This is a genomic window from Curtobacterium sp. MCLR17_051 (genome assembly GCF_003234395.1).
Classification (GTDB): domain Bacteria; phylum Actinomycetota; class Actinomycetes; order Actinomycetales; family Microbacteriaceae; genus Curtobacterium; species Curtobacterium flaccumfaciens.
In genome coordinates this window covers 30644-55713 of record NZ_QKTA01000014.1, presented here as the reverse complement: position 1 = coordinate 55713, position 25070 = coordinate 30644, and the positions used below count along the sequence as shown (strand labels likewise).

General features: G+C 67.9%; 22 protein-coding genes. 12 read left to right on the top strand and 10 right to left on the bottom strand.

What is annotated here, in order from left to right; genetic code table 11:
• Positions 1-30: 30 nt before the first annotated feature.
• From DEJ06_RS12295 to DEJ06_RS12280, 4 genes are all read right to left on the bottom strand, one after another.
• The gene (locus DEJ06_RS12295; protein ID WP_111039481.1) at positions 31-888 is read right to left on the bottom strand and encodes a nuclease-related domain-containing protein; all 858 of its coding nucleotides are present in this window, start codon (positions 886-888) and stop codon (positions 31-33) included.
• A 148-nt stretch (positions 889-1036) separates the two neighbouring features.
• Positions 1037-1351, bottom strand: coding sequence for a hypothetical protein (locus tag DEJ06_RS12290; protein ID WP_146245852.1), 315 nt, complete (start codon positions 1349-1351; stop codon positions 1037-1039).
• Between the two features lie 83 nt (positions 1352-1434).
• The gene (locus DEJ06_RS12285) at positions 1435-4944 is read right to left on the bottom strand and encodes a TM0106 family RecB-like putative nuclease (protein ID WP_111039479.1); all 3510 of its coding nucleotides are present in this window, start codon (positions 4942-4944) and stop codon (positions 1435-1437) included.
• 77 nt (positions 4945-5021) lie between these two features.
• Positions 5022-5237, bottom strand: a complete 216-nt coding sequence (locus DEJ06_RS12280; protein WP_258372487.1) for a DUF1653 domain-containing protein — start codon at positions 5235-5237, stop codon at positions 5022-5024.
• 203 nt (positions 5238-5440) lie between these two features.
• On the opposite strand from DEJ06_RS12280, the gene DEJ06_RS12275 reads away from it, so the two are divergent.
• From DEJ06_RS12275 to DEJ06_RS12225, 12 genes are all read left to right on the top strand, one after another.
• Entirely contained in the window at positions 5441-5932 is a 492-nt protein-coding gene (locus DEJ06_RS12275) for a thioredoxin family protein (protein ID WP_111039478.1), read from the top strand.
• Positions 5929-6408, top strand: coding sequence for a DUF4395 domain-containing protein (locus tag DEJ06_RS12270; RefSeq protein WP_111039477.1), 480 nt, complete (start codon positions 5929-5931; stop codon positions 6406-6408). The genes DEJ06_RS12275 and DEJ06_RS12270 overlap by 4 nt, the downstream gene beginning before the upstream one ends.
• Positions 6409-6511: 103 nt before the next feature.
• Positions 6512-7114 (top strand): hypothetical protein, encoded by a 603-nt coding sequence (locus DEJ06_RS12265; protein ID WP_146245851.1) that lies wholly within the window; start codon positions 6512-6514, stop codon positions 7112-7114.
• Complete coding sequence (locus DEJ06_RS18310; protein ID WP_181436835.1) at positions 7111-7725, top strand: hypothetical protein; 615 nt, start codon at positions 7111-7113, stop codon at positions 7723-7725. The genes DEJ06_RS12265 and DEJ06_RS18310 overlap by 4 nt, the downstream gene beginning before the upstream one ends.
• An 87-nt stretch (positions 7726-7812) precedes the next feature.
• On the top strand, positions 7813-8556 hold the full coding sequence (locus tag DEJ06_RS12255; protein ID WP_220036505.1) for an ATP-binding cassette domain-containing protein: 744 nt from the start codon (positions 7813-7815) through the stop codon (positions 8554-8556).
• A complete protein-coding gene (locus DEJ06_RS12250; RefSeq protein ID WP_111039475.1) occupies positions 8556-9848 on the top strand; it encodes a hypothetical protein in 1293 nt (430 codons plus the stop codon). The genes DEJ06_RS12255 and DEJ06_RS12250 overlap by 1 nt, the downstream gene beginning before the upstream one ends.
• Positions 9845-10432: a hypothetical protein gene (locus DEJ06_RS18080; protein ID WP_146245850.1), complete on the top strand. Its 588-nt coding sequence runs from the start codon at positions 9845-9847 to the stop codon at positions 10430-10432. Before DEJ06_RS12250 ends, DEJ06_RS18080 begins: the two co-directional genes overlap by 4 nt.
• 56 nt (positions 10433-10488) lie before the next feature.
• Positions 10489-11394, top strand: a complete 906-nt coding sequence (locus DEJ06_RS12245; protein ID WP_181436834.1) for a MurR/RpiR family transcriptional regulator — start codon at positions 10489-10491, stop codon at positions 11392-11394.
• Between the two features lie 8 nt (positions 11395-11402).
• On the top strand, positions 11403-12326 hold the full coding sequence (murQ, locus tag DEJ06_RS12240) for an N-acetylmuramic acid 6-phosphate etherase (protein WP_111039473.1): 924 nt from the start codon (positions 11403-11405) through the stop codon (positions 12324-12326).
• Between the two features lie 44 nt (positions 12327-12370).
• Entirely contained in the window at positions 12371-13882 is a 1512-nt protein-coding gene (locus DEJ06_RS12235) for a PTS transporter subunit EIIC (RefSeq protein WP_111039472.1), read from the top strand.
• A gap of 94 nt (positions 13883-13976) precedes the next feature.
• Positions 13977-14444 carry a very short patch repair endonuclease gene (locus tag DEJ06_RS12230; RefSeq protein WP_258372486.1) on the top strand — a complete coding sequence of 156 codons (468 nt, stop codon included), beginning with the start codon at positions 13977-13979 and terminating at the stop codon, positions 14442-14444.
• A gap of 92 nt (positions 14445-14536) precedes the next feature.
• Entirely contained in the window at positions 14537-15649 is a 1113-nt protein-coding gene (locus DEJ06_RS12225) for a TerB family tellurite resistance protein (RefSeq protein ID WP_220036965.1), read from the top strand.
• Positions 15650-15670: 21 nt separating this feature from the next.
• Here the strand turns inward: DEJ06_RS12225 and DEJ06_RS12220 are convergent, their stop codons facing one another.
• From DEJ06_RS12220 to DEJ06_RS12190, 6 genes are all read right to left on the bottom strand, one after another.
• Entirely contained in the window at positions 15671-16435 is a 765-nt protein-coding gene (locus DEJ06_RS12220; RefSeq protein WP_146245849.1) for a hypothetical protein, read from the bottom strand.
• A complete protein-coding gene (locus tag DEJ06_RS12215) occupies positions 16372-16734 on the bottom strand; it encodes a hypothetical protein (protein ID WP_111039468.1) in 363 nt (120 codons plus the stop codon). Before DEJ06_RS12215 ends, DEJ06_RS12220 begins: the two co-directional genes overlap by 64 nt.
• Positions 16735-16982: 248 nt before the next feature.
• Positions 16983-20165 carry a type I restriction endonuclease subunit R gene (locus tag DEJ06_RS12205; protein WP_111039466.1) on the bottom strand — a complete coding sequence of 1061 codons (3183 nt, stop codon included), beginning with the start codon at positions 20163-20165 and terminating at the stop codon, positions 16983-16985.
• Positions 20166-20200: 35 nt separating this feature from the next.
• Positions 20201-21289 (bottom strand): restriction endonuclease subunit S, encoded by a 1089-nt coding sequence (locus tag DEJ06_RS12200; protein WP_111113935.1) that lies wholly within the window; start codon positions 21287-21289, stop codon positions 20201-20203.
• Positions 21290-21294: 5 nt separating this feature from the next.
• Positions 21295-22875 carry a class I SAM-dependent DNA methyltransferase gene (locus DEJ06_RS12195; RefSeq protein WP_111039513.1) on the bottom strand — a complete coding sequence of 527 codons (1581 nt, stop codon included), beginning with the start codon at positions 22873-22875 and terminating at the stop codon, positions 21295-21297.
• Between the two features lie 51 nt (positions 22876-22926).
• Positions 22927-24903, bottom strand: coding sequence for a hypothetical protein (locus tag DEJ06_RS12190; protein WP_146245848.1), 1977 nt, complete (start codon positions 24901-24903; stop codon positions 22927-22929).
• Between the last annotated feature and the right edge of the window lie 167 nt (positions 24904-25070).

The window sequence follows — 25070 nt, the reverse complement described above, 5'->3', positions numbered from 1 at the left end:
CGCTCCGTCGGAAGTTCGGACCCTTCGTCGTCAGGCAGCCGCCATCGCCGCGGCTGCGACGGCCCACCAGTACCCGAGCAGACCACCCGCCGGAACGGCCAGGACTGCGAGGACCCGAGCCCGGCGCATGAGGCTGCGGCGGGAGCGAGCGTCGGCGATCTCACGTTCGAGTCGCTCGAAGCGCTGGACGTGGCGGAGTGTGTCGTTGATGACCACGGCATCGACGTGCCAGGTGCCCCGTTCCTCCGCCAGCATCGACAGGAAGCGCACGGCTTCGTCGGAGTGCGCACGTGGGAGGCCGCGGATCCAGCTCCCCACACGCTCGGGCTCGAGGATCACGGCTGCCGGCCGCTTCTTGCCGAACCGGAGTTCGGCGGCCGCGACCACCAGGATCGGCTGCACGAGGATCGGACCGCCTGCTGCAGTCGACAGTAGTGCGGTGGCACGCTCTCCCTCGGCCAGCGCGCGATGCACGTGCGGCGTCCGCTGGCCGTTCACCATGAGTGTGCGTCCGCCCGCCCAGACCGCGTGACCGGAGTGGTTCTTCGTGTTGATCGAGAAGACGCCGGTCGGACCGACCACGATGTGATCGATGTCCGTGCGGCCCTTCCCGATCGGGACGGCGTGCAGGACCGTGAAGTCCGGGCCGAGTTCCTCGAGCTGCGCCGCGACCTGCCGCTCGCCGATCGCCCCCTTGAACCACGAACAGGCTTCCGGCCGGAGCGGGTCATGCCCCCAGAACCGCTGCCAGGTCGTCAGCGCGCGGCCGTCGGCCTGGACCGCGAGACACTGCTGCATCACGGCGTACCCGGGCTTGCGGGCGCGGAGCGTCAACGGTGCCGTTCCCTTCGGGCTCGGGCGGTCCGCGGTGATCGTGTGCTCCCCCATGCCTCCACCGTTCCAGGACGGCGTCTGGCCCGGCCAGCCCTCGTTCTGGTGTCACAGCGCGGCGGGTGCCTCCACGATTTCGCGCGGTTGACGGTTCTGGTTCACGATCCTCGGTATTCGCGAACCAGAACCGTCACGCAGCGCTGACTCAGCCGGCGTGCTCCGCGACGACCACCCAGGTCACGGACACCACGATCGCCATGACGGTCGCGGTGCCGACAGCGACCGCCCATCCCTGCGGCCTCGTCCGACGAACCCGTGCGGCCAGGACCGCACCCCCGACGAAGACGGCGACGAGCACGATGCTCTCGACCAGGCTCGGGAGCCACGCGACCCACGGCGTGCAAGGACGCGTCGACGTCTCCCAGTCACAGCTGTACTGCGACAGTCCGGCGAACACCCACCCGATGAGCACAGCGGCGATCCCAGTCAGCGCCGTCGCGACGAACAGTGAAACCGTCACGACGAGGTCCGCCGTCGACGCCCGAGAGCGCCACGGCGAGGGTCGGCTCGCCCAGTCCTCCAGCATGTCCCTCGCCTTCGCGGTCAGGCTCGGACAGCCTGCGGGCGCGGCTCGACGAGCTCGATGAAGCGGGACAGCAGGGACAGGCCCGCGATCGACGGGGGCAGTCCGGTGGTCAGCGCCGGCGAGTGCACGAGGTAGGCCGCCCACTTCGCCCGCGAGATCGCCACGTTCAACCGGTTCGGCATGAGTAGGAAGTCGAGGCCGCGTGGGATGTCCGCCGCGCTCGACGCTGCCAGGGACACGATCGACACGACGGCCTCGCGGCCCTGGAACAGGTCGACGGTGCCGACCTGGGTGCCGGTGAAGCCAGCGCGGTCGAGCTCCTGCCGGATCAGTGCCCCCTGCGCGTTGTACGGCGCCACCACGATGACGTCCTCGTCGGTCAGGGCCCGGGTGTCGGAACCGTCCGTCCACGTGCGGCCGACGACGTCACCGACGAGTGCGACGACCCGAGCGGCCTCCTCAGCAGAGGACGTCGTGTTGCCCGCGTGGACGACCGGCACGGGGTGCACACCCGCGTCGATGCCGTCGAGGTGCCGTCCGGAGACCATCGAGGCGAGCTGCCCGTCGTAGGACAGAGCGGAGACGGACTCGGTCAGCGCGGGCTCCATGCGGCGGGTCCGGGCCAGGAAGTACCCGAACTCGGGCGGCAGGACGTGTTGTCCGTCGGCGAGCCAGCCGAGCGCGGACTCGTCGACGGGCTCCGGGTGCGAGCCCTGCGACACCTGGGGCAGCTGCTGGGGATCCCCGAGCAGCAGGAGCCGAGTCGCCGCGACCGACGACGCAATGGTCGGAGCGAGGGAGAACTGTCCGGCCTCGTCGACCACGAGCAGGTCGAGGGATCGACGCTCGATGGTCGACTCGTTCGCGAAGGTCCACGCCGTGCCACCGACGACACCGCCGGTGCCCGAGGCCTCGCCTGAGGACAGGAACGCGGCGACCGCGGCACCGTTCTTCACCGGGGTCCAGGCTGCGGATTCGAGCTCGTCCTCGGTCGCGCCGGACTTCGGCACCTTCACGACCCGGTCCGCGGGGACGCCGGCCTTGACCACGGCGGCAAGGAAGTTCTCCGACGTCGCGTGGGACTGGCCGACGACCCCCACGCGCCAGCCGTACTCGCGGACGAGCCGGGCGACGACGTTCGAGCCGACGTAGGTCTTGCCCGTGCCGGGAGGGCCCTGGATCGCCAGGTACGACCGGTCGAGGCCGAGCAAGGTCGACACGACGGCCGACACCGTGTCGTCGCCCTGCACCGGGACGATCGGGCCACGCGGGGGCACCCGACGCAGCAGGTCGAGCGCAGGGTCGGGCAGCATCGCCGGCAGCTCGTCGAGCACGGCCTGACCCCACCAGGCGATCGCCTCGGGCTGGGGCTTCGCGCGGGGCGGCGCCGACGGGGCGAGGGCCACCGGGAACTCGTGGTGCGGTTCGCCGCCGACGGGCAGTCCCTCTTTCACGAGCACCTCGACGGCATCCCCGTTGTCCCACACGTCCACGATCACGGCGCGCGACGACGCCCCCTTCGACCCGGGGCCCGGGGAGGCGACCGATGGCGGAAGTGGGTCGTCGTACACCAGGTGGGGCGTGCCTCCAGGCCGGAGCCGCGAGCCGGGCGCGAGCGTCCCCGACAACCGGAGTTCCCGCGACTGCGAGCGGGCACGCGGCAGCGTGTCCCAGTCGCGCTCGACGGACGCACGCTCCACGACCAGGACGTCACGCGTGTCGGCCCAGTCGTCGACCGGGTTCCGCAGGCGGTCGAAGTGGTCCTGCCAGAAGGTCTTGGCCTCGCGGCGGTGGTAGTCGATCGCGGCTGCGGCGAGCGCCAACGCGGTCTGGTCAGGGGTGCGGTCGAGGGCGTCGACGTCCTCGAGCTGCGCGGCCAGCGCCACGTACACCGGATTGGGCTCGCGCTCGACGGGGATCGGCGGGACCTCGAGCTCGAGCGCGGGGTCGGCCGCATTGGGGTCGTCGGTGCGCAGCGAGCGGAGCCAGTCGCGCAGGCGCAGGGTCGAGCGGCAGTCGTAGGCATTGTAGTCGGCGACCTGGTCGAGCATCCGCTGCCCCTCGGCGGCGTCGCCGTTCCGGAGCTCCTCGATCGCCTCGACGTAGGCGGTGATGCTGTCCGCGGCGTTCGTGACGTCGCTCTCGCGCAGGTCCGAGCCCATGTACAGCGGTTCGAGCTTCTTGATCGAGTAGCTGTGGCTGCCGACGACCAGGGCCTTCCGGACGATCGGGTACAGGTCGACCAGGACCCCGGCGCGCAGCAGGTCGTCGACGGCCTCTTCACCCACCCCGTGCCGGGCGGCGAGCGACAGCAGGTGCGTCCGCTCGTAGGCCGCGTAGTGGTAGATGTGCATGCCCGGGTACTGCTGCCGCCGGGCCTCGATGAACGCGAGGAACTGCTCCAGCGCAACTCGCTCGTCGCGGATGGTGTGCGCCCAGAACGCGGTGAACTCGGCGCGGTCGTCGACCAGGCCGAACAGGTAGTCGAGGCCCCAGTGCACGCCGTCCTCGGTGTGCAGCGGGTCGCCCTCGAAGTCGAAGAAGACGTCTCCCGGGTCGGGTGCCGGGATCGCGTCGAGCGCACGGGCGTCGAGGACCTCGAAGCGCGGCTTCACGGGCCGGCCCGGCCCGTCGGCGCCCTTCCGTCGCGCGTCTTCCGACTCGATCTGGAGGCTCGCCTGCCGTACCAGCCGATCCTGCGTCGCGCGGGACAAGCCCGGCACTGCCCGGGTTCGGACCGCCAGGTCGTCGATGGTCCGCACCTCGTGCTTGATGAGCTTCGCCCGCTGGTCCAGGCGCATGCCCGCGACGAGGACGAGGTCGCGGTGCTCGGCGACCTGGGTCGAACAGATCGCACAGCGCCCGCAGCTGGAGTACCGCGGGTCACCCCACTGCAGTGACTCGTCGGTAGCGATGCGCTCGGCGATGACCCGCCGCAGCTCGGCGCGCTGCGTGCGGTACACCGGCGCGATGTCGGCGAGGTCGTGCGTGGTGGTCGTCCGGTCGCCGAGCACCAGGTGCACTTGCTGCCCGGTGGGGATGCCGTGCGCCTGCATCTGCTCGGCGTACGCGGCGAGCTGCAGCAGGGCGCTGATCTTGGCGTGGCGGGCGAGCTTGGTGTCGTAGACCTCGTACTCGCCGCGGTCGTTGCGGATGATGAAGTCCGCGAAGCCGATGAACCCGGGGGCGTCGGCGGTCGGCGCTGTGTGGAACGTCGGCTGGTACAGCACGTCGGCCCCGTCGGCGAAGACCTGTCGTGCTTCGGCTGCGGCGCGTGCGTAGTCCGGCGGGGCGGGGCGGTCGAACTCGACGACCTTGCGGGTCTGCTTGAGGATGTCGAGGTAGTCGAGCTCGTGCTGGTCCCCCAGCCGAGCCGTGCGCTCGAGCATGTCGTCGTGCACGTCCGGCAGGGCTTCCCCGCGAAGGAGCTTGGCGTCGAGGCGGCGGAGGAACGCCCACTCGCAGGCCGACCACGTGCTCAGGTCACTCGGGCTGAGCAGCACGTGCCCGTCGACGCCGATCTGCATGCGTTCCCCCTTGCTCTCCGGTGCGCTGAAAGCCTAGGGGCGAGCACCGACACCGACCCCGTCGGGTCGCCGGGCGGTCAGCCGATCCGCACGAACCGCGGCCCGTCATACCCGTCGCGCGTGACGTGCGCGGTGAAGTCGGCGAGCGAGCGGACCCAGTGCCCGCGTTCGCCGTAGAGCGCCTGGTACACGACCACGGGCTCCTCGGTCTCCACATCACGGGCGACGAGCACCACCTCGTAGTCGTTCCCCTTGAAGTGCCGGTACCGCCCAGGTGTCACGTCGAAGCTCACACTCTCGATCGTAGGCAGGCGAGCCGTCCGCTGCCGACGCTGGAAACGTATGCCTATTCGAGGCGAAGGTGTCCCCACATTGGTGGGACGCTCGCCTGCCGACGGAACGACGCGACGGCTGCGCCGGGCCGCCTGACCGCCCGGCCCCGTCACGAACGGACACGTGCTTCCGTGCGGACAGCACCACGACGTACGGTCGCACCATGACCGTCATCGTGGCCGTCGCCGTGCTGGCGGGGGTTCTTGCCCTCGCCACCGTCCTCGGGCTGCTCCTCCGCTCCAGGACCGGCCGCGCGAAGCCCAGCCGGCCCTCAGCCGATGGCACCGCCAGCACCGTCGCCGACCTCGCCCCGCCGACAGCCTTCGGCACGCGCGCCACCCTCGTCCAGTTCTCCACTCCGACCTGTGCCCGCTGCCCCGCGACCGCCCGGCACCTGGACTCCGTCGCAGCCCGACACGACGGTGTCACCCGACTGGAGATCGACCTCGCCGAGCACCCCGGACTGGCGGGCCGCTTCAACGTCCTGCAGACCCCCACGGTCTTGCTCGTCGACGCTTCCCGGACCGTTCGCACCCGCTTCGGAGGCCCACCCCGCCCACACGAGCTCGCCGCAGCCCTCGCCACCGTCCTGACCGCAGGAACCGCAGGCACCACAGGCACCGCAGACACGACCGGCACCCAGGAGTCCCGATGACCACCACGAACGACACCGACCGAGGCATCGACCCGCGCTCCCCACGCTTCGGCGCCGCCATCACCACGGTGCTCCTCGCCGCGACGATCGTCCTCACGCTGATCCCCGAGACGTGGGTCGCCGGCATCGTGCTGCTCGCGGTCATCGTCGCGCTGTTCGCCGTCGGAGGCATCGCCGGCATCCGCCGACACCCCTACGGCGCACTCTTCCGACGGGTCGTCCGCCCACGCCTCGCCCCGCCCGCCGAACTCGAGGCCCCGGAACCCCCGACCTTCGCCCAACAGGTCGGCCTGTTCGTGACCGCGGTCGCCCTGCTCCTCGCGCTGCTCGGCGTGCCGTACGCCGCTCCGATCGGTGCCGCGGTCGCCCTGGTCGCCGCATTCCTCAACGCCGTCTTCGACGTCTGCATCGGCTGCCTGCTCTACGTGTGGCTGATCCGGGCGGGCGTCTTCCGTCCGCGGCGCGGCGTCGCCTGACGGCGTCCGGCCTGGAGGCCCGCCCCACCTCGACCGCACCGCCAGCGTCCGACAGGTGCTCGGCTCCAGAACACGGCTCTGCCCCGCCCCGTAGGGTGAGCGGGTGGGGGAAGACGAACAAATCATCCGGCGCGCGTGGCGTCGTACCGCCCTGGTCGTGGCGATCGCCGCGGTCGCGGGGGCAGTGGCCGGTTGGGCAACCTCGCGGGACGAGGACGGTTGGACCGTCGCCCTGGCGATCTGCACGTGCGTCGCCGTGCTCGTCGGCTTGGCCGGGATGCTCTCGTTGCTCCCAGCCACGGCACGCGCGTCGTCGATCATCACGCAGGCGACCGAGGACCTCACGAGAGACCGTCGCAAGATCATCAAGGGAGCCATCCGCTCGGGCGTTCCGCTCGAGGAGGACGCAGGCCCAGAACTGCAGCACCGCGCGCTCACCCTCGCCCGCGGGACCGCCGCGTTCAACGGGCTGATCCTCGTCCAGAACCTCATGCTGTTCGCAGGAGCCGCAGCTCCCCAGTTCGCCCGGGTCGTCACCGGCAATGGCAACGCGATCATCAGCCGGATCTTCCTCGCGCTCTTCGTCATCGAAATGGTGTTCGTCGTGCCGTTGCTGGTCGTCCGGGGCCGCCGAGCTCGGCGCTACGCGGATGCCGCCACTGCCGAGAACGAACGCCGCACCGACACTCCGGTCTCCGTCGTATGACCACCGCGACGGAGGCACCAGAGACACCCGAGGCGATCGCCCGCCGAGCCTGGCGCAGGACGGCTTGGATCATCCTGGCCGGCGGAATCGTCGGCCTGATGGTGGGCGTCGTGGTCGTCATCCTGCTCGGAGACGCGCGCCGAGGCCCGGGATGGCCCATCGTCGTGATCGGGTGCACGGTGGCGGTCGGAGGACTCGCGGGGGCGTTCTCGCTCGTCGCCACCACACTCCGGCTGACTCCGCAGATGCAGGCGCCCATCGAAGGACTCTCGCGCTTGGGCCGGAAGACGCTCGCGCAGGCGATCGCGAGCGGGACCCCGATCGAACCAGCCGATTCTGACCTCGCACGACGGGCGGTCGACCTCGCCCGTCTCCGCGCCGCCTACCAGCCGATCGCCCTCGGCCAGTTCCTGCTGCTCTGCCTCGGCGTCGTTGGTCCGCAGCTCCCGAACCTCGTCGGCGACGACCCCTTCTCTGCCGTCTTCAGTCGGATCCTCTGCGGCACGCTCCTCGTTGCGGCCGTCGTCTTCACGCCACTCTTCCTCCACCAGTCCCGAAGCTGCCGGCACTACGTGCAGGCGGCCACCGAAGCAGCCGCCCGCCAGCGCTGACTCAGGAGGCCTGCCGCACCTCGTAGCCCTGAGGCGATCCTCCACCCGGTACGGTGAAACACCAGTACAAAGTTTCAAGGGGGCGCAGTGGGCATACAGATCGACGAACTGACTTTCGGGTACCGGCGGGACCACACGGTGCTCTCCGGGTTGTCGACGGTGTTCCCGACCGGAGCGAGCGTCCTGCTCGGGCCGAACGGCGCTGGCAAGTCGACCCTGCTCGGGCTCGTCGCCGACACGCTCCGCCCCCGCGCCGGGACGATCAACATCGAGGGACTGGGGGAACCGGGGACGCGCGGAAACCGCCGACTGTACCGCCGCGGCGTCGCATGGCTTCCGCAGCGGAGCGGCGCCTTCCCCGGCCTGACCGCTCGAGAGCACGTCGCCTACTGCGGCTGGTTGAAGGGCTTGTCGCGCGCCGACGCCTGGGATCGCTCGACGGCCGCGCTGACCGCCGTCGATCTCGCCACCCGAGCCGACGCACGAGCGTCGTCGTTGTCGGGCGGCCAGATCCGGCGGCTCGGCGTTGCCGGCGCGCTGGTGTCCGGCGCGCAGTGGATCCTGCTCGACGAACCGACGGCCGGACTCGATCCGGCACAGCGCGCGCGGTTCGCTCGGGTGATCCAGAACCTGCCGACGGAAGTGTCCGTCGTCGTCTCGACACACCAGACCGAGGACGTCGCCACGACCTACGACCACGTGACCGTCCTCGTCGACGGCCGGGTGCCGTTCGCTGGTTCGGTCGCGTCGTTCACCGAGCCGTTCGCAGACCTCTCGCCCGCCGAGGCGATCACCGCTTCGTACGCGCGGTTCACGAGTGAGGACGACTGATGCGCCCGATCATCCCGTGGCGCAGCCGAGCCGCAGTGTGGCTCCTCGCTCCAGGGCTGCTCGGCGTCGTCGCCTACAGCGTGCAGTTCGCAGATGAGACGACCGTCGCCGGCTACTGGCCCGCGGCGATGGCCGGCTCCGCGATCTACCTGGTGTTCTCGTGCGGAGTGGCGGCCACGGCCGGCGCCTGGGAAGGGAAGCGCTTCCGTCTGGCTGCGCCCGTGATCGAGTCCAGCAGCCGATCCAGTGCAGCAGTCGTCACCGATCACCTGTGGACACCACTGGCCGCCGGTCTGCTGCTCCAGCTCGTCGCGGTCGCACTCATGAGTCGGGACACCTGGGGCGCTCCCGGTGGCCCGTCGCCCCTCGTCGGCCTCGCCTTCGCGGGGATCCTGTTCTTCCACAGCTGCATCGGATTCGCACTGGGGCGGTGGCTCCCGCCAGTGGCGTCCATCCCGCTGAGCCTGCTCGTCTCGTACAGCTGGCTCGGCTTCACCTGGTCCGTGGACTACTTCCCGCTCCGGTACCTCGCCGGACTCGTGATGGCGGACTGCTGCTCGGTCGAGACCGCGCTCGACACCCGGGCACCGGTCATCGCGACGGCGTTCAGTCTGCTCGCCGGGTGCAGTCTGCTCGTCATCGCGGTCGCTCGACGCTCGAGTGGTGACCGTGCGCGCCGGTTCGGACTCCAGATCGGCGCGAGCTCGTTCATCGCGATCGCCCTCGTCGCCCTGACCGCCGGCTCCGGCCTCGGCGCGGCACCGATCGTCGACCGCCCGCAAGCGCAGGCGATCTGCAGCGGCGCGGCGCCGACGATCTGCCTCTTCCCGGAGCAACGCGACAGCGGCAACTCAGAATCCGTCATCCGCAAGGCTGCGGAGAACCTCGGCCGCTCGGGCATCACGGTGCCGTCGACCATCCGCGCGAGCAACGCGCCATCGACGGCCGACGTCCTGAACATGATCGTCCAGGTCCGGATGACCGACGCCGACGTGCTCCACAGCATCACCACCTCCTTGCTCGGCGACGCCGAGGTGGCGTACTGCGGCACCGAGGAGGACGATGCCGAACGCCGCAACGATGCCGCCGTCGCCAACCGATGGCTCATCGACGTCGCCGCCGAGGGCATCGTGAACGCCGACCAGGTGGAACCCGCCCTCGAGCTGGACGACCCCGACGTTCTGCGAGCCCTCCGTCGTGCTCCGGTCCCCGCTCAGGCCGCGTGGGTCACGGCGACGATCGACCGGCTGACGGATTGCTCGGTCGGCCACATCCCGGTGCCGTCCTCGTGATCTGGTGGCTGCGTGTCCACCGCACCCTGCCGTTGCTCGGACTCACGACCGCCCTGACGGTGCTCTCGATCGCGCTCGGCCCGATCGGCATGCTCTTCCCCTCATTCGGCGGCGGCGCACCGTTCGCACTGATCCCCGTCGCGGCCGTGCTCCCGCTGGTGATCGCCATCACGACGAGCGCTTCGGTCACCCGCGCACCGTTCCCCGCGCCCACTCGGCGGACGGACCTGCTCGAGCTGGCCGCCGTCATCGCGGTGGTCGCGCTGGTGACAGCCACCGCGAGCATCGGCCTCGCGGTCGGCGCCGAACCCGAGGCCGCGGTCGCGACCGCCCGGAACACGATCGCGTTCTGCGCACTCGCACTGGCCAGTCGCGCCGTGCTCGGCGACCGGTTCCAGTCCGTGCCGGGCGTGCTCTACCTGTTCGTCGCAGCGCTGTTCGGTCGCGGGATCCCGGATCAACCAGCCGGATGGGCCGGAGTCGTGTCGACGAACACCGACCCGGCGTCGTGGGCGTTCGTCCTCCCCCTGGTGATCGCCGCCATCGTCAGTCCGCTGGCACACAGGCCGGGCACAACGACGTAACACGCAATTTACTTTCAGCACTGGCGCTTGCTTACGAAAGACGCTTTCATGGCGGGATGACGATCACCGAGCGGCCCGAGCGATCCGAGCGATCCGAGCGCGCCGACGCCTTCGCGCTCGTCCGCACCCAGTCGGCGAGCATGCCGTCGAGCATGCGCGCCATCGCCGACGCCGTCCTCGACGACCCGGCAGCCGCGGCCACCACGAACGCCACCGACCTCGCCGGTCGAGCCGGGGTCTCCCCCGCCACGGTCTCCCGCTTCGCTCAGCACCTGGGCTTCGCGAACTTCGCCGCCCTGCAGCGCAGCATGACCCGAGCAGTCGAACGCGGGATCCACGAGCGTGAGTCCACCGAGATCCACGCCGGGGTTGCAGTCGACGACGACGTCGCCACCGTCATCGCGAAGGTCACCGAGGACGTCCGCGCGGTGATGGCCGACACCCGCGCCGCACTCGACCCGCACGCGCTCGAGGCAGCGGCAGCCGCCGTGAGCGATGCCCGCCGCGTCGTCCTGTACGGCGTCGGCGCGAGCGGCATCGTCGCCCGAGACCTGCACCTGAAGCTCGAACGCATCGGCATCGTGAGCTCCATCGCCGACGACCCGCACAACGCTCTGACCCTGGCGAGCGTGATCGGCGAGCACGACGTCCTGGTGCTCGTCAGCCACTCGGGCTCCACCGTCGAGACCCTCGAGGTCGCCCACGCCGCCCGCACCCAGCACGCCACGATCGTCGCGATCACCGGCCACGCCGCCGCCCCGCTCGCCACCACCGCCGACCACGTCCTGCTCGGTGTGGCCGGTGCCGAGAGCGCCCTGCGCCCCGCGGCCATGGGCAGCCGGATGAGCCAGCTCGCCATCGTCGACACCCTGTTCATCGTCGTCGCGCAGCGCACCGACGAGCGCTCCCAGCCGCTCCTCGCCCGCAGCCGCGACGCCGTCCGCACCCACCACCGGAACTGAGCACCACCATGAACCAGACGCACGAAACCCACGACGCCCTCCGCGACGAACTCGCGGCCCTCACCACCGAGGCGACCGACCACTCGCTGGACGACATCGACACGATCTCCACGCTGGAAGCTGCCCAGCGCATGAACGCCGGCGACCGCAGCGTGCCTGCGGCACTGGAGCCGTGCCTCCCGGCCATCGCTTTGGCGGCAGACTCGATCGCCGCAGCGTTCGCGCGTGGTGGGCGACTCGTCTACGTCGGCGCCGGCACGCCGGGCCGGCTCGGCGTCCTCGACGCCAGCGAGTGCCCGCCCACCTTCGGTACCGACCCGAGCCAGGTGGTCGGCGTGATCGCCGGCGGAGACCCCGCCCTGACCACCGCGGTGGAGGGCGCGGAGGACGACGAAGCAGCCGCCGTCCGCGACCTCGACGCGCTCGGCCTGACGGCCGACGACGTGGTCGTCGGGATCAGCGCGTCCGGCAGGACGCCCTACGTGATCGCGGCCATCCTGGAGGCCCGGCGCCGCTCCGCCCTGTCGGTCTCCGTCGCGTGCAATCCCGACTCGGCCGCGGGGCGGGAGGCGGACATCGCCATCGACGTCGTCGTCGGCCCCGAGTTCATCGCCGGGTCGACCCGCCTGAAGGCGGGCACCGCGCAGAAACTCGTGCTGAACATGCTCACCACGCTCGCGATGGTGCGCAGCCACAAGACGTACGGCAACCGCATGGTCGACGTGCGGGCGACGAACGCGAAGCTCGTCGCCCGGGCGTTCTCGCTCGTGCAGGACGTCACGGGCGCTCGCCCCGCCGAGGTCCAGGCAGCGCTCGACGCATCGGACGGCGAGGTGAAGACCGCCATCGCCGTGATCCTGACCGGCGCCTCGGCTACCGACGTGCGTGCTCGCCTCGATGCTGCTGCCGGCTCGTTGCGCGCCGTGCTGTAGACCCCGTTCCCTTTTCCGTTTCCTTTCCCCCGAGGAGCACAGCAATGCCCGATGCACAGCAACTCGCCCAGCAGATCCTCGACGCCGTCGGCGGTTCCGCGAACATCGCCGACGTCGAGAACTGCATGACCCGCCTGCGGGTCGAGGTCGTGTCCGACTCGTCCGTCGCGCTCGAGGACCTCAAGGCCACCGACGGCGTCATGGCCGCCATCGCGGCCGGCTCGAACCTGCAGATCGTGCTCGGCCCGGGTCTCGTCGACCGCGTGGCCGACGGCCTGGAGGCCCTACGAACGGCCGCCCCGCCGGCTGCGGCTGGTGGGCCTGGTGCGTCGCCCGAGGAGCTCGCTGCTCGCGGTGCGTCCATCAAGGCGACCGCGCGGTCCCGTTCCGACGGCCGCACCATGCGCGCGATCCGGAAGATCTCCGCGATCTTCATCCCACTCATCCCCGCCCTGATCGCCTGCGGGCTCATCGCCGGGATCAACGGGATCCTGACGAACCTGGGGTGGATGCCAGCGTTGACGCCGTTCCTCGGCGTGCTCTCGTCCGGGTTCCTGTCGCTGCTCGCCGTGTTCGTCGGGATGAACGCCGCGAAGGAGTTCGGCGGCACGCCAATCCTCGGCGGCGCAGTCGGCGGCATCATCGTCGCGGCCGGCGTCGCGAACGTCACTGTGTTCGGCGAGACCCTGGCTCCCGGGCAGGGCGGTGTGCTCGGTGCGCTGGCCGGCGGCATCCTCGCCGCGTATGTCGAGCGGTCCATGCGCCGGGTCACGCCGGACGTCATCGCGCTCATCGTCGTGCCTACCGTCACCGTCCTGGTCGCCGGGTCGATCACCCTCGGCGTGCTCATGTCCGTCGCCGGTGTCGTCTCCGTCGCGATCGGGACCGCGGCGACCTGGCTGCTCGCGAACGGCGGGGCGTTCGCCGGCTTTGTGCTCGGAGGACTCTTCCTGCCGCTCGTCATGACCGGCATGCACCAGGGACTCATCCCGATCCACACCACCCTGATCGACCAGACCGGGTGGACCGTGCTGCTGCCCGTGCTGGCGATGGGTGGTGCCGGCCAGATCGGAGCCTGCATCGCGCTGTGGGTGCGGTTCCGGTCGAACGCCTCACTGGTGCGGACGATCCGTGGCGCGCTGCCGGCCGGGTTCCTCGGTGTCGGCGAGCCCCTGATCTACGGCGTGACGCTCCCACTCGGTCGGCCGTTCATCACCGCGTGCATCGGTGGCGCGTTCGGCGGCGGTGTCGTCGGGCTCTTCGACCAGCTCGGGCACTCCGTCGGGGCGATCGCCATCGGGGCCTCGGACCTGTCGCTCATCCCGCTGCTGAACGGCTCGTCCGGGTACGGCTGGGCGCTGCTCGGGTACGGGTCGGGGCTCGTGGTGGCGTACGTCGTGGGGTTCGTGGCGACGTTGTTGTTCGGGGTGTCGGACTCGGTGCGGGCTGATCTGGAGGCGCAGTCGCCTGTGCCGTCCGGTGACCCTGTCGCTCCGGATACGCCGTTCGATGTGCCGGTCTCGCCGGTCGGAGCGACTGCGGCCGACTCGCGCTGATCGCCCGTTCCTCCACACCGCGATCTACCGCCGATCCGTTCACAGACCATCGCTCCGATCCTCGCCCGGACAGTCATCAGGCGAGGATCGGAGCGTGGAGACCTGGGAAGCAGACGACGCTCGTCGGAGGTACATGGCCCGCTTCGGTCGGCGAGACACCGCGCCCGAACTCGCCCTCCGTCGTGAGCTGCACCGCCGAGGGCGACGGTTCTTCGTCGACCGGCCCGTGAGCAGTCGGTGGCGCGTTCGGCCCGACCTCGTGTTCCCACGTGCACGGATCGCTGTCTTCGTCGACGGGTGCTTTTGGCACTTCTGCGAGGAGCACGCCCACTTGCCGAAGGCGAACGCCGAGCTGTGGCGTCGGAAGTTGCTCGCCAATCGTCAGCGGGACGCACAGAACCAGGCGATCTTGGTGTCGGAAGCCTGGCGGGTGCTGCGGTTTTGGGAGCCCAACCCGGTCGACACGGCCGCCGCCTCAGTCGAGGCAGAGCTTGACCGGTGGGCTGCAATCGTCGACACAGGACGAAGGGCAGTGGACAGGACCAGCTCCAACGACTGGTGACTGTGATTTGCGCATTCCGTTCTCCAATCACACGAGAATGCGTCAGGATGGCGGAGGGCGTCAGCCCCTCACCTGTTCAGTAGGAGACCATGATGCCCCAGCCCGCCCAGCCTGATGCCACCGAGGAAGAGCGAGCCACTGTCGAGCAGGAACGCGAGGAACTCAAGAACTTCGTCAAGAGTTTGACCGGGGACGACATCAGGTCGGGGAATTGGTTCTCGAAGCTCATGAGCAACGCGCTGAACGCCTACACGCAGAAGGTGGACGCCACGTACTTCCAAGAGCGCTACAAGGGGGTGCCAGCAGACGCAGTCGTCGACCAGAGGATCAAGATGGCGGCCCGGTACGCCGCGCTCGAGGGCGGGCTCTCCGCCAGCGCTTACTCGGCGGCGATCGTTGCCACTTTGGGCACTGTCGGCGGTGCCTCACCGCTGACGCTCCCCGCAGCAGGCATCACCTTGCTCGTCGACGTCGCATACATCGCACGCCTGCAGTTGCACCTCGCCTACGACATCGCTGTCTTGTACCGAGTCCCGCTCGACGTCGAGGACCCGGATGACCTGTGGAAGCTGATCAGAGTTGCTTTCACGATTCGAGGCGCACAGGCCGTGAGCGAGGGCGTCACGAAGGTAGTTCCAGCCTTGGTGAGGCCGCTGGTCAAGGCCTTCTACTCGAAGGGGGTGTTGACTGCTGCACGTGGCCTGCCCGTCGTCGGGAGATTCCTATTGCAGCGGAACGTCATCAAGATCGGAATCCCGGTCGTCGGAGTGCCGGTATCGGTCGCGCTGAACTACTACTCCACGATCATCGCCGGCAAGCATGCTCGCGCGGTCTTCAAGAATGATGCTCGCGTCGACGAGGCAGCGACGGGTGCGGTTTCGAGAACGGATCACCCTCGCGCCATGCTGTGGGTGGCATGGATGATGGTGCTCGCCGACGGGAAGGTCACCGACGACGAGGCCCTGTTCATGCGGAAGCTGGTCGAGCAGTTGCACGATCAGCACGATTTCGCCGACGAGCAGTTCGCCAACGTCATCGACCTCGATGTTGACGACGTATGGCGCCGACTCGACCAGGAGTCCGGTGACCTCGCAGATCTCTTCGACGTAGCGCTCAAGACCGCGGAGATCGACGGCTCCGTGCACAAGCTGGAGACAGCTGTACTCAAGGAGCTGCGTGAGCGGTACGGCGATCAGCAGGAATGACGGCCAAGCCACTGGTCGACTTCAATCGTCCTCCGGCCGGACCGCTCTGAACGACGCCCCCGCAGCGGGAAAAGCAGCACGCAGCTTCTCGAGGCTTTCCTCAGTGTTGACTCCCCACATCCTGTACATGACGAACGTCTTGCCGTCCTGGTGGACGGGGGAATCAGTGAAGTATCGCTTGACGTCAGTCCTCGGTTCAGCGTCGAGAAGTGCGCGAACGCAAGCGTCCCCCGGGGCGACCGTGCCCGGAAGCTCTCGGAACACCCGATCGGCGAACAGCGATCGGAGGTCGGCAACACGTGCGCCAGCGTCAACCAACACTTCGACCATCCAGCGGACCGCGTTGCGCTTCGCGAGCACCGGCGACTCCTTTCCGCTGGCTGCCACGACGTACTTGGTGAAATCTCGACCGTCAGGCCGAGGCTGGCGTGCTCGCGCCGCGTCCTTCCGGCCGATGCGGACCTGGTAGTCAGCCGCTTCCGGCAGCGGGGTGACTTGATCGATGTCGAGGATGATCCGACCGTCGAGCTCGTAGGGCCGCAGACGAATGCACCGGATGTCCATCCCTTCGAAACGGTTCAACCACAGGACCGCAGTCGTGATCTCCCTGCTGAAATCGGCAGACACGAGCAGGATGCGGACGTCGGACGACAGGGCGACGCTCTCGCCTTCAGCAACCTCGAGGAAGTCGACGATGGTCGCTCTCGATTCCGTGCTCGAACTCACGCCGGCTCCTGTACGAGCCTGACGCGCCGCATGCGCCTCGACGACCTCGTCGAACGACATCGAGGAGACCATCGCCGCGTAACGAAGGGCCTGGAGCTCCATGTGGCCCCGTCCTCCGTCCGCTTGAGTTCGATGACGACGAGGTTCGCAGCACGATCGAGCGCGAGGAGGTCGATCCGACGCCGTGAGTCCTCCCAGTTGCCGAACTCCTCGCTGATGACCAGCAGCTCCTCTCCGAGCGCTTCGGGCTGCGCGCGGAGCAAGCGCTGGATGTCCCCGCGCTCGTACAAGTGCAGCTCGCGGAACGTGGCAGGCGGTTGCTCGACGAGCGCGTTGGGCTCCAGTCGGAAGAGTGCCATGCGCCGATTCAAGCACGCGGTCGTAGCACCGGGCCGGCCAGCACTTCAAGAAGCCCGGCCACCCGCTCCTCGCATGCCTCCGCCACGGGCGACCTCCACGAGGAGCTGGAGAACGTCTCGACCGGGGCCGCTGACTCGCCCTCAACGACGTCGAACTCGTCTCCACTCTCGAGGCCGCCCAGCTCATGAACCTGCTCGACCGCAGCGCGCATAATGCACTCGAGCCGGATCCTGCAATCGGAAAGCTCCTAGCGTTCGCGCTCGGTGGCGTAGCGCGGAGCCATCGACTCCATCTGCTCCATGACGAGCTTGATCGCGTCGGGCTGCTTGTCCGGCGGGTACTTGTACTTCACCAGCAGTCGCTTGATCGATGACCGCAGCTTGGCACGGACGTCGTCGCGTACGGTCCAGTCAGTGCGCACGTCACGACGCATCACAGCGACGAGCTCTCGGGCGATCTGCGCGAGCACGTCCTCGCCCTGCACATCGACCGCCGACTCGCTGGTGGCGACAGCGTCGTAAAAGGCGAGTTCATCGCTCGAAAGCGGCGGAGCAAAGTGCGAGCCTCGGGATGCCTCGGCCGCGACCTCCTTCGCCAGTTCGACCAGCGCCGCGATCACCTCGGCCGACGTGAGCTGCTGGTTCGTGTATCGGTTCAAGATCTCGGCGATCCGCTCCGAGAACGCCCGCTGCCGCACCACATTGCCGCGGGTCGCGGCGGAACCGGCGTCGGTCAGTGACTTGCGCAGGGCCTCTATCGCGAGGAACGCATTCGGCGCGGCCTGCGCCCTCTCGAGAAACTCAGGCCCGAGGTCGTCAAGCGCGAGGCGCGGGAGGCCGGCAGCGTCGTAAATGTCGAGCACGTCGCCTGGCGCGATCGAGTCCGCGACGAGGGAGCCGAGCAGCCGGGAGATTTCCTCAGGGACCGGCTCATCGCGGGACTGTCGTTCAGCGGCATCGAACTTCGCCATCCACACGCGCACCTCTTCGTAGAAGGCGATCTCATCGTGCAGTTCGGCGAGGCCGGCACGTCCCGACGCGAGTGCCCACGCGCGCGCCAGGCGACCCGTCGCCGCTCGATACCGTGCCGACAACCGCTCGGCCCCGAGCTCCACCGCGTTCAGCGGGTCGGCGGCATCCCGGAGGTAGTTCGTCGCGGTCGTCGCGGCAGTGCGCCATGCACGAGAACCTCCCTTAGCAGCGATCGACCGCCAGTTGCAGCCCGCGAGCATCTCGCGGATCTGCGCCACGAGCTCCGATGCGATGCCGACGGCCTCGTCGACGTCCCGGCCGATCGGCCTGTTCTCCTGATCCGAGACGGTGTACTCCGACAGTGCCTTGGCAAGGTTGTCGGCCAGCGGTGCGTAGGCGACCAGCAGTCCGTCCTGCTTTCCCTTGAACGTCCGGTTCACACGGGCGAGGGTCTGCATGAGCAACGCCCCCTTGAGTGGCCGGTCGAGGTAGAGGGTGTGCAGCGGCGGGGCGTCGAACCCGGTGAGCATCATGTCCTTGACGATGACGAGTTCGAGCTCGTCCGAAGCATCCTTCAGTCGTGCCTTGATCGCCTTGTTCTCCGAGTCGCGCCGCACGTGGCCGCTCACCGGCGGCGCATCCGACGCAGACCCCGAGTACACGACCTTGATGCGGCCTTGGTCGAGCGCATCCGAGTGCCAGTCGGGACGCAGGCCGACGATCGCCGAGTAGAGCCGTGCGCAGATTTCACGCGTGCCACCCACGATCAGCGCCTTGCCCGGGGACTCGAGGAACGGCTTCATCCGTTCGCGCCGCTCCTCCCAATGCATCACGAGGTCCGCCGCGAGGGTCTCAATGCGCTCGGAGGCACCGTACACGGCGTTGACGACGGCGACGGATGCCTCAAGCCGAGCCCGCTCCGTGTCATCGAGGCCGAGCGTGTACTCGTCGGCCGCGGTGTCGATGGCTTCCTCATTGGCGCCGTTCGCGAACGAGACCTTGATGAGCCGCGGTTCGAAGTACACCGGGACCGTTGCTCCGTCGTCGACTGCGCGTGAGAGGTCGTAGATGTCGATGTACTCACCGAAGACCGCACGGGTGTCGCGCTCGGCGAACGAGATCGGGGTTCCGGTGAACGCGATGAGCGTTGAGTTCGGCAGGGCATCGCGCAGGTGCCGGGCGTACCCGTCGAGGTCGTCGTAATGACTCCGGTGCGCTTCGTCAACAACGACGATCACGTTGCGCCGGTCGGTGAGCAGCGGATGCTGCGTACCCGACTTCTTTTCGGCTTCGTTCAGTCCGAACTTCTGCAGCGTCGTGAAGTAGATGCCACCAGTGACCCGGTTGCGCAACTCGTCACGGAGTTGCTTTCGTTCGCGAACCTGCACCGGTTTCTCGGCCAGCAGCAAGCTCTGGTCGAACGTCCGGAACAGCTGTCCGTCGAGTTCGGTGCGGTCAGTGACGACGATAACGGTCGGGTTCTTGAGCTTCGGATGCCGCGATACGAGATTCGCGTACATCTCCATTTCCATCGACTTGCCCGACCCTTGGGTGTGCCAGACCACGCCGGCCTTACCGTTCGTCTCGACCGCCTGGACAGTTGATCCGACAGCCTTCGTCACCGCGAAGTACTGGTGCGGCTTCGCGATGCGCTTAGTGAGCCCGTCAGAGTTCTCGTCGAACGCGGTGAAGTTTCGGACGAGCTGCAAGAACCGCTCTTGATTGAAGAGGCCGTTGAGGGCGTCATCGATCGGCTCGACCGACACGCCACCTTCGATGCGTGGCTGTTTCAGTGGTACGCCGTCGTCATCGACGTTCCACGGCGCGAAGTGGTTGAGCGGCGTGAACGGGGTGCCGTACTTCGCCTCGAGCCCGTCGCTCGCGAGCGTGAGCACACAGAATCGGAACGCCATCGGAAGCTCTCGCAGATACGTCTGCAGTTGCGCGTGCGCAGGCGCGACACCGGTGGATGCCGAACCCGCGCGCTTGAGCTCGACGACGACCAGCGGCATCCCGTTGATGAACAGCACGATGTCAAACCGGCGATGCACATCGCCCTGCCGCAGAGTGACCTGGTTGGCAGCGAGCCAGTCGTTCTCGGACGGGTCCGCTCCGAGCAGGCGCAGGCGCGGGTTCTGCTCGACCCCGTCTGGATCGATGTAGCTCAGCGGATACCCGCCGACGAGGTAGTCGTGGATGCGTTGGTTCTCGGTGATCGCGTCCTGCGACTTCGGCGACGCGATCTCAGCAACTGCTTGTTGCAGGTACTCGCCGGGGACGCTGGAATTCAGGCGACGAAGGGCCTCGAGCAAGCGGGGGCGGATGACCGGGTCGTCCCAGGTCTCTCGTTCCCCGCTACCGGGCGCGATGTCCTCACCCCGGACCGGGAGCCAACCGAGTGGCTCGGCAAGCGTCTCGAGCGCGTCGTGTTCCCAGTCGGCCTCGCTGAGCGAAGTCAAGCGTGTTCCCTTCAAGTTCGTCGTGCTTGGCGCGTTTACACGCCGGCTTCGGATGCTGCCGCTTCGGCACCGCGAACGCGGAGCTTGCCCGACATGAGTTGTGGGAGCAGCGCATCGCGAGTCATGGCGAGGGTGCGGTTCTCGACTGCGAGCGCGATACGCGCCTCGTAGAGTGGCTCAGCCAGCCGTTCAAAAGCAGCGAGCGCATCAGAGTGCGGCATACCCACCCTCTTTCGTGCGAGGTCAGCCTTGTTCAGGTGAATCACTGTTGTAGCAGATTTTTCACTCTCAACTTCCGCGAGAGGACGCCGCAGCATCTCCCGTACGAGCGCGCGGCCGAGGGTCGTGTGGCGAGCACGGAGCACTCGTTGATTCAAGAGGCCTGGCTCTCCGAGCCAAGGAGTGGCGCGAAACTCGGCGTCCATGCCGACAAGAACGTCGCCGGCCGCCACGACCACTTCCCTGGGCCGCGACTCGGTACTCCAGACTTGCGACTTGAAAGTCTTAAGGTCCCGAATCCGGATCAACGGCCGCCCCACTCCAGGCTGACTGAACTGTGGTCCACCGAAGGGCTCCCCGAACTCTATTACAAGCTCGTCCAATAGCGGCCTATGTGTCACTCCATCGCGCGACGCGAGGGTGTACGCCACGGCGATGGAGGCCTCCGTCGTCTCGGCGAGGGCAGTGTTGGCGGCAATCTTGTCATCGAGCGCGCCCAGCACCTCGGCGATCGCCTGTTGCTCACCGAGTGGGGGGACGTGTGCGCGAAGTCCAGCGAAGGCTTGACGCGTAGTTGACGGAATGGCCGAACCCGCGTCCAATCCGTTTATGTCCGCTAACTGGAGTGCGTAGTAGGCCCACCGCATGTTAAGGGGCCGCCTCGGAGCGATGTAGAAAGCAGTGTCGATAACCCAAAAATCCCGTGGTGCGTAGTGGACGCCACGATAGGCTCCCTTACGGCCGACGACAACGCCCGGTCCCTTCGCTTGAGGCACGTTGGTGGAGCCCACAGGGCCGTTAGTGCCATAGACGGCCACGGTTCCATCTCCGTCCCGATAGTCGCGCAGCGCCTTGCCGTAGCGGAGCTCGACGACCTCGCCCCACGTCGTGACTTCCCAACCCATCCCAGTCACAAGACACGGCCAAACTGCTCGCGCACGATGTCGGCCAGCCGCTCGGACTCGGCGAACCCGGCCTCAAGCTCTGCCCTCAGTCGGGCAAGCTTATTCTCGATCGGTTCGCCGTCATCTTCGGCCTCGACCGCGCCGACGTACCGGCCGGGTGTCAGTGCATAGTCCGCCGCCTTAATCTCCGCGAGCGTCGCTGAGTAGCAGAAGCCCGGAACATCCGCGTACTTGCGGAGCGCAAGATCCGGTCCGTCACCGCGCCATGCGTGGAAGGTTCCCGCGATGCTGGCGATGTCATTATCCGAGAGTGCACGCTCGGCGCGGTCGACCATATGCCCGAGGTTGCGGGCGTCAATGAAGAGAACTTCGCCGGCCCGCGCGCCCTTGTCCTTTGCGAAGAACCACACACACACCGGGATCCCGGTGGAGCGGAACAACTGGACTGGCAGAGCGACCATGCACGAAACAAGGTCGGCTTCGACAATCTCGGCACGAATTCGGCCTTCGCCGCCGGAGTTCGAGGACATTGAGCCGTTAGCCATAACAACGCCGGCCTGCCCCCCAGGGGCGAGTTTGGATAGGATGTGCTGAATCCACGCGTAGTTGGCGTTCCGCGCTGGCGGCAGTCCAAACCGCCAACGGGGATCATCTTCGTTGCGAGCCCACTCGTCCTGGTTGAACGGCGGGTTTGCCATCGCAAAGTCTGCGCCGTTTACTCCGGTCAGCTCGGGGTGCAGATCGCGCGCGAAAGTGTCACCCCACCTTGGACCCAAGTTTCCTGCCAAACCGTGGATTGCTAAGTTCATCTTGGCGAGACGCCAAGTACGTTCATTGTTCTCCTGGCCATAGACGGAGATATCCGACCCTTCGCCGTGATGCGCGTCAATGAACTTCTCGGATTGCACGAACATCCCGCCTGATCCGCACGCTGGGTCATAGACGCGGCCGTGGGTCGGCTGAAGAACCTCGACCAGCACACGCACGACTCCAGCGGGGGTGTAGAACTCGCCGGCCCGGCGACCCTCGGCCGCAGCGAACTTCGCGAGGAAGTACTCGTACACCTCGCCGAGTAGATCTCGGGCGCGGCGTCCGTCCACACCGCCTTGACCCTGCGTCGTGAATCGCGCAGAATTGAACAGATCGATGAGCTCGCCCAGTCGGCGCTGGTCAAGGCTATCGCGGTTGAAGATGCGAGGCAGCGTGCCCGAAAGCTGTGGATTCGCTTGCATGACGGCTTCCATTGCATCATCGACGAGCGCGCCGATCGACTTCTCCGCGGAATTCATCGACGGGCCGAGCCCTTTTGCGTTCTCGGCGAGGAAGCCCCACCGCGCGTTCGCAGGCACCCAGAACACACCGCGGCCGGTGTATTCGTCGCTGTCGTCGATGAGGTCGGCGATTTGGTCATCGTCGTAACCGTCGGCGGTCAGTTCTGCGCGGATACCTGCGCGGCGCTCGTCGAACGCGTCCGATACGTACTTGAGGAACACGAGGCCGAGGATGACATCCTTGTACTGCGAGGCATCCATCGACCCGCGCAGCTTGTCGGCAGCCTTCCAGAGCGTGTCCTTAAGCTCCTTCATGGTCGACGGCGCCTTAGGGGCGGCTTTGGGTATGCGGGGCATAGTTGTTCCTTACCGGCTGGTTGCCGCGTTCGCGGCGTGGTTCGAGTCGATTATGGTTACCGATCCCGACGTCGCACCGTCGACGATCAGGGCGGCATAGTCGGAGAGGCGCGAAGCTCGCGTCTCGAGTTCTTCGCGAGTGGTCGCGATGTCGGCCAGTGCCCGTCGGAGGGAAGTGATCGCCTGAGGTGCGACGCGACGCAGCATCCATCGCTTCCACGCCCCTGGACCCGTGGTCGCGCCGGTGATGTCAGCGGCAATGACTTCAGGGACGAGTCCGCCTGGGTTGTTCGTGTTGATGCGCAGCACTTGTGCGGGGTAGGCGACAACCTTCGAGCCGTCGACATCGACCCACGCGACCGCGGATGGGCTGGTTCGGAAGACCACGTCGCCCGCGCGGGTGAGTTGCGCGTTGGGGTTCCGGGCTGCGAACTCGAGCTGATCGATGCGCGTCCGGCCAATTAACGAAGGATTGTCGAGTTCAGCGGGTCTCACAACGATGAGTCCTTCCGAGCCGAACAACTCAGAATCGAGGCGGACACCCTGGACCCTCCGCAAATGGCCGTACCCGATCAGCTCGGGCAACAATCCGGCTTGCGGGACCTCGTGCGAGTGAGGCACGGTCTCGACCAGATTGACGTCGTCGCGAACCGCGTCGGCGGCCAGGTCGAGAAGCGCGGGAAGATCGCTCGGATCCGTGGTGGAAGGCACGGGCTGCCGAGTTGCTAACGCCACAAGGGAGCCGCTTCGTGCCTGCAGCGATGTCGTGGTCGCAGAGGACGCGAAGCGGAATGGATGGGCACGCCGGTCGCGCTGGCTACCCATGCTTGCCATCAAATCCGATACGAGGTCCGCGCGAGTAGCGGGCGTTAGATGCATTGTAGTGAGATCTGCAACCGCGGTTCTACGCTCCGCTTGCGGGACGTCACCTTTCGGCTCGCTTAGCACCCAAATTGCGAGCGACTCGCGGACGGCGCTGTCGACCAGCCCGGCCGTCAATCGCGCGATCCCCCGGACACGGCCAGAACGAAGGATGTCGGCGCGCGCCCGCTCGTCGATGGGCGCCAGCTGATCGACGAGCGCCCTCGCGGGGCCTATCACCACCGCCGCATCCGTATCGCGCAGCGACAGGGACACATCATCGACGGCTCGCAGGATCTCCGCGACGTCGTCGCCAGGGTGCGAGGGAACGCGCGCGACCACGACGTGGCCGAGCGCAAGTTCCTCTCGATCCGCGAGCCAAAGACCGTCGACAAGCAACTGGCGCCGAAGCCGCCGACCATCGGCCTCGGCGGGCAGCACGATGCGCACATCGTCACGGAGCCTGCCCGCGAGTGTCGAGGAGAGCGTGGCATCGCGCGCATCGAGCGTCACGGTATCGCCTTCGCGAACGACCGCGAGCGTGACGTCGACGACCAAGGCGATCGCATCGTCGACGAGCTGTCCTCCGGATCCCGCTCCCTTCTGCATGACAGCGTGCCGCTGGGCCACGAGCGCCAGCGCGGCCGATGGTGAATATGCTGCGTCGACCAGTCGGGCCGCGTACTCGACCCACGGCGCACCCCGGCGCACATGGGCGGCAATCTCGGCGTGGAGCGTGACGTCGCGAGGGTCCAGCTTGGCGCCGGTCTCCTCGATTTCCGAGGGCGCGAGTCGTTCTAAATCATCGACCTGCGCGTGGAGGGCGATCAGGGCTTCCAACTCGGCGACCGAGCCTGAGTCGGCGAACGAGAAGTCCTGTGGCGTCGCCGACGCAGCGGCATCCGCGCGTGCTTCCGGGTTGTTGCCATGGGCTGTGCGCACAAGCCAGTCGGCGATCTCCTGTGCGTCGAACTGAGGCCGGCCGCCCGTCTCACCGACGGCTCGGGGGAATGGATCAGACGTCGACGCGAACCTGGATCGCCACATCGACGCCACCGATCGCTGCACGTTGGCCAGCCGAGCGACACCGGCTAGGTCGATGTGGAGCGATGGTGCGTTGGGCATGGACTCAATGTACCTAAGATGTGGCCCTGCTCCTGCGTTTTGGTGATAAGACACCTTATCAGCACAATATGGCTTGGGTCGGGAATTTGCATCACGATCGAGTCTGGCGACATGACGTCGCTGCCGACTGGCGGAGCACAAGAGGGGCTGCTCGTCCGCGGAGTATG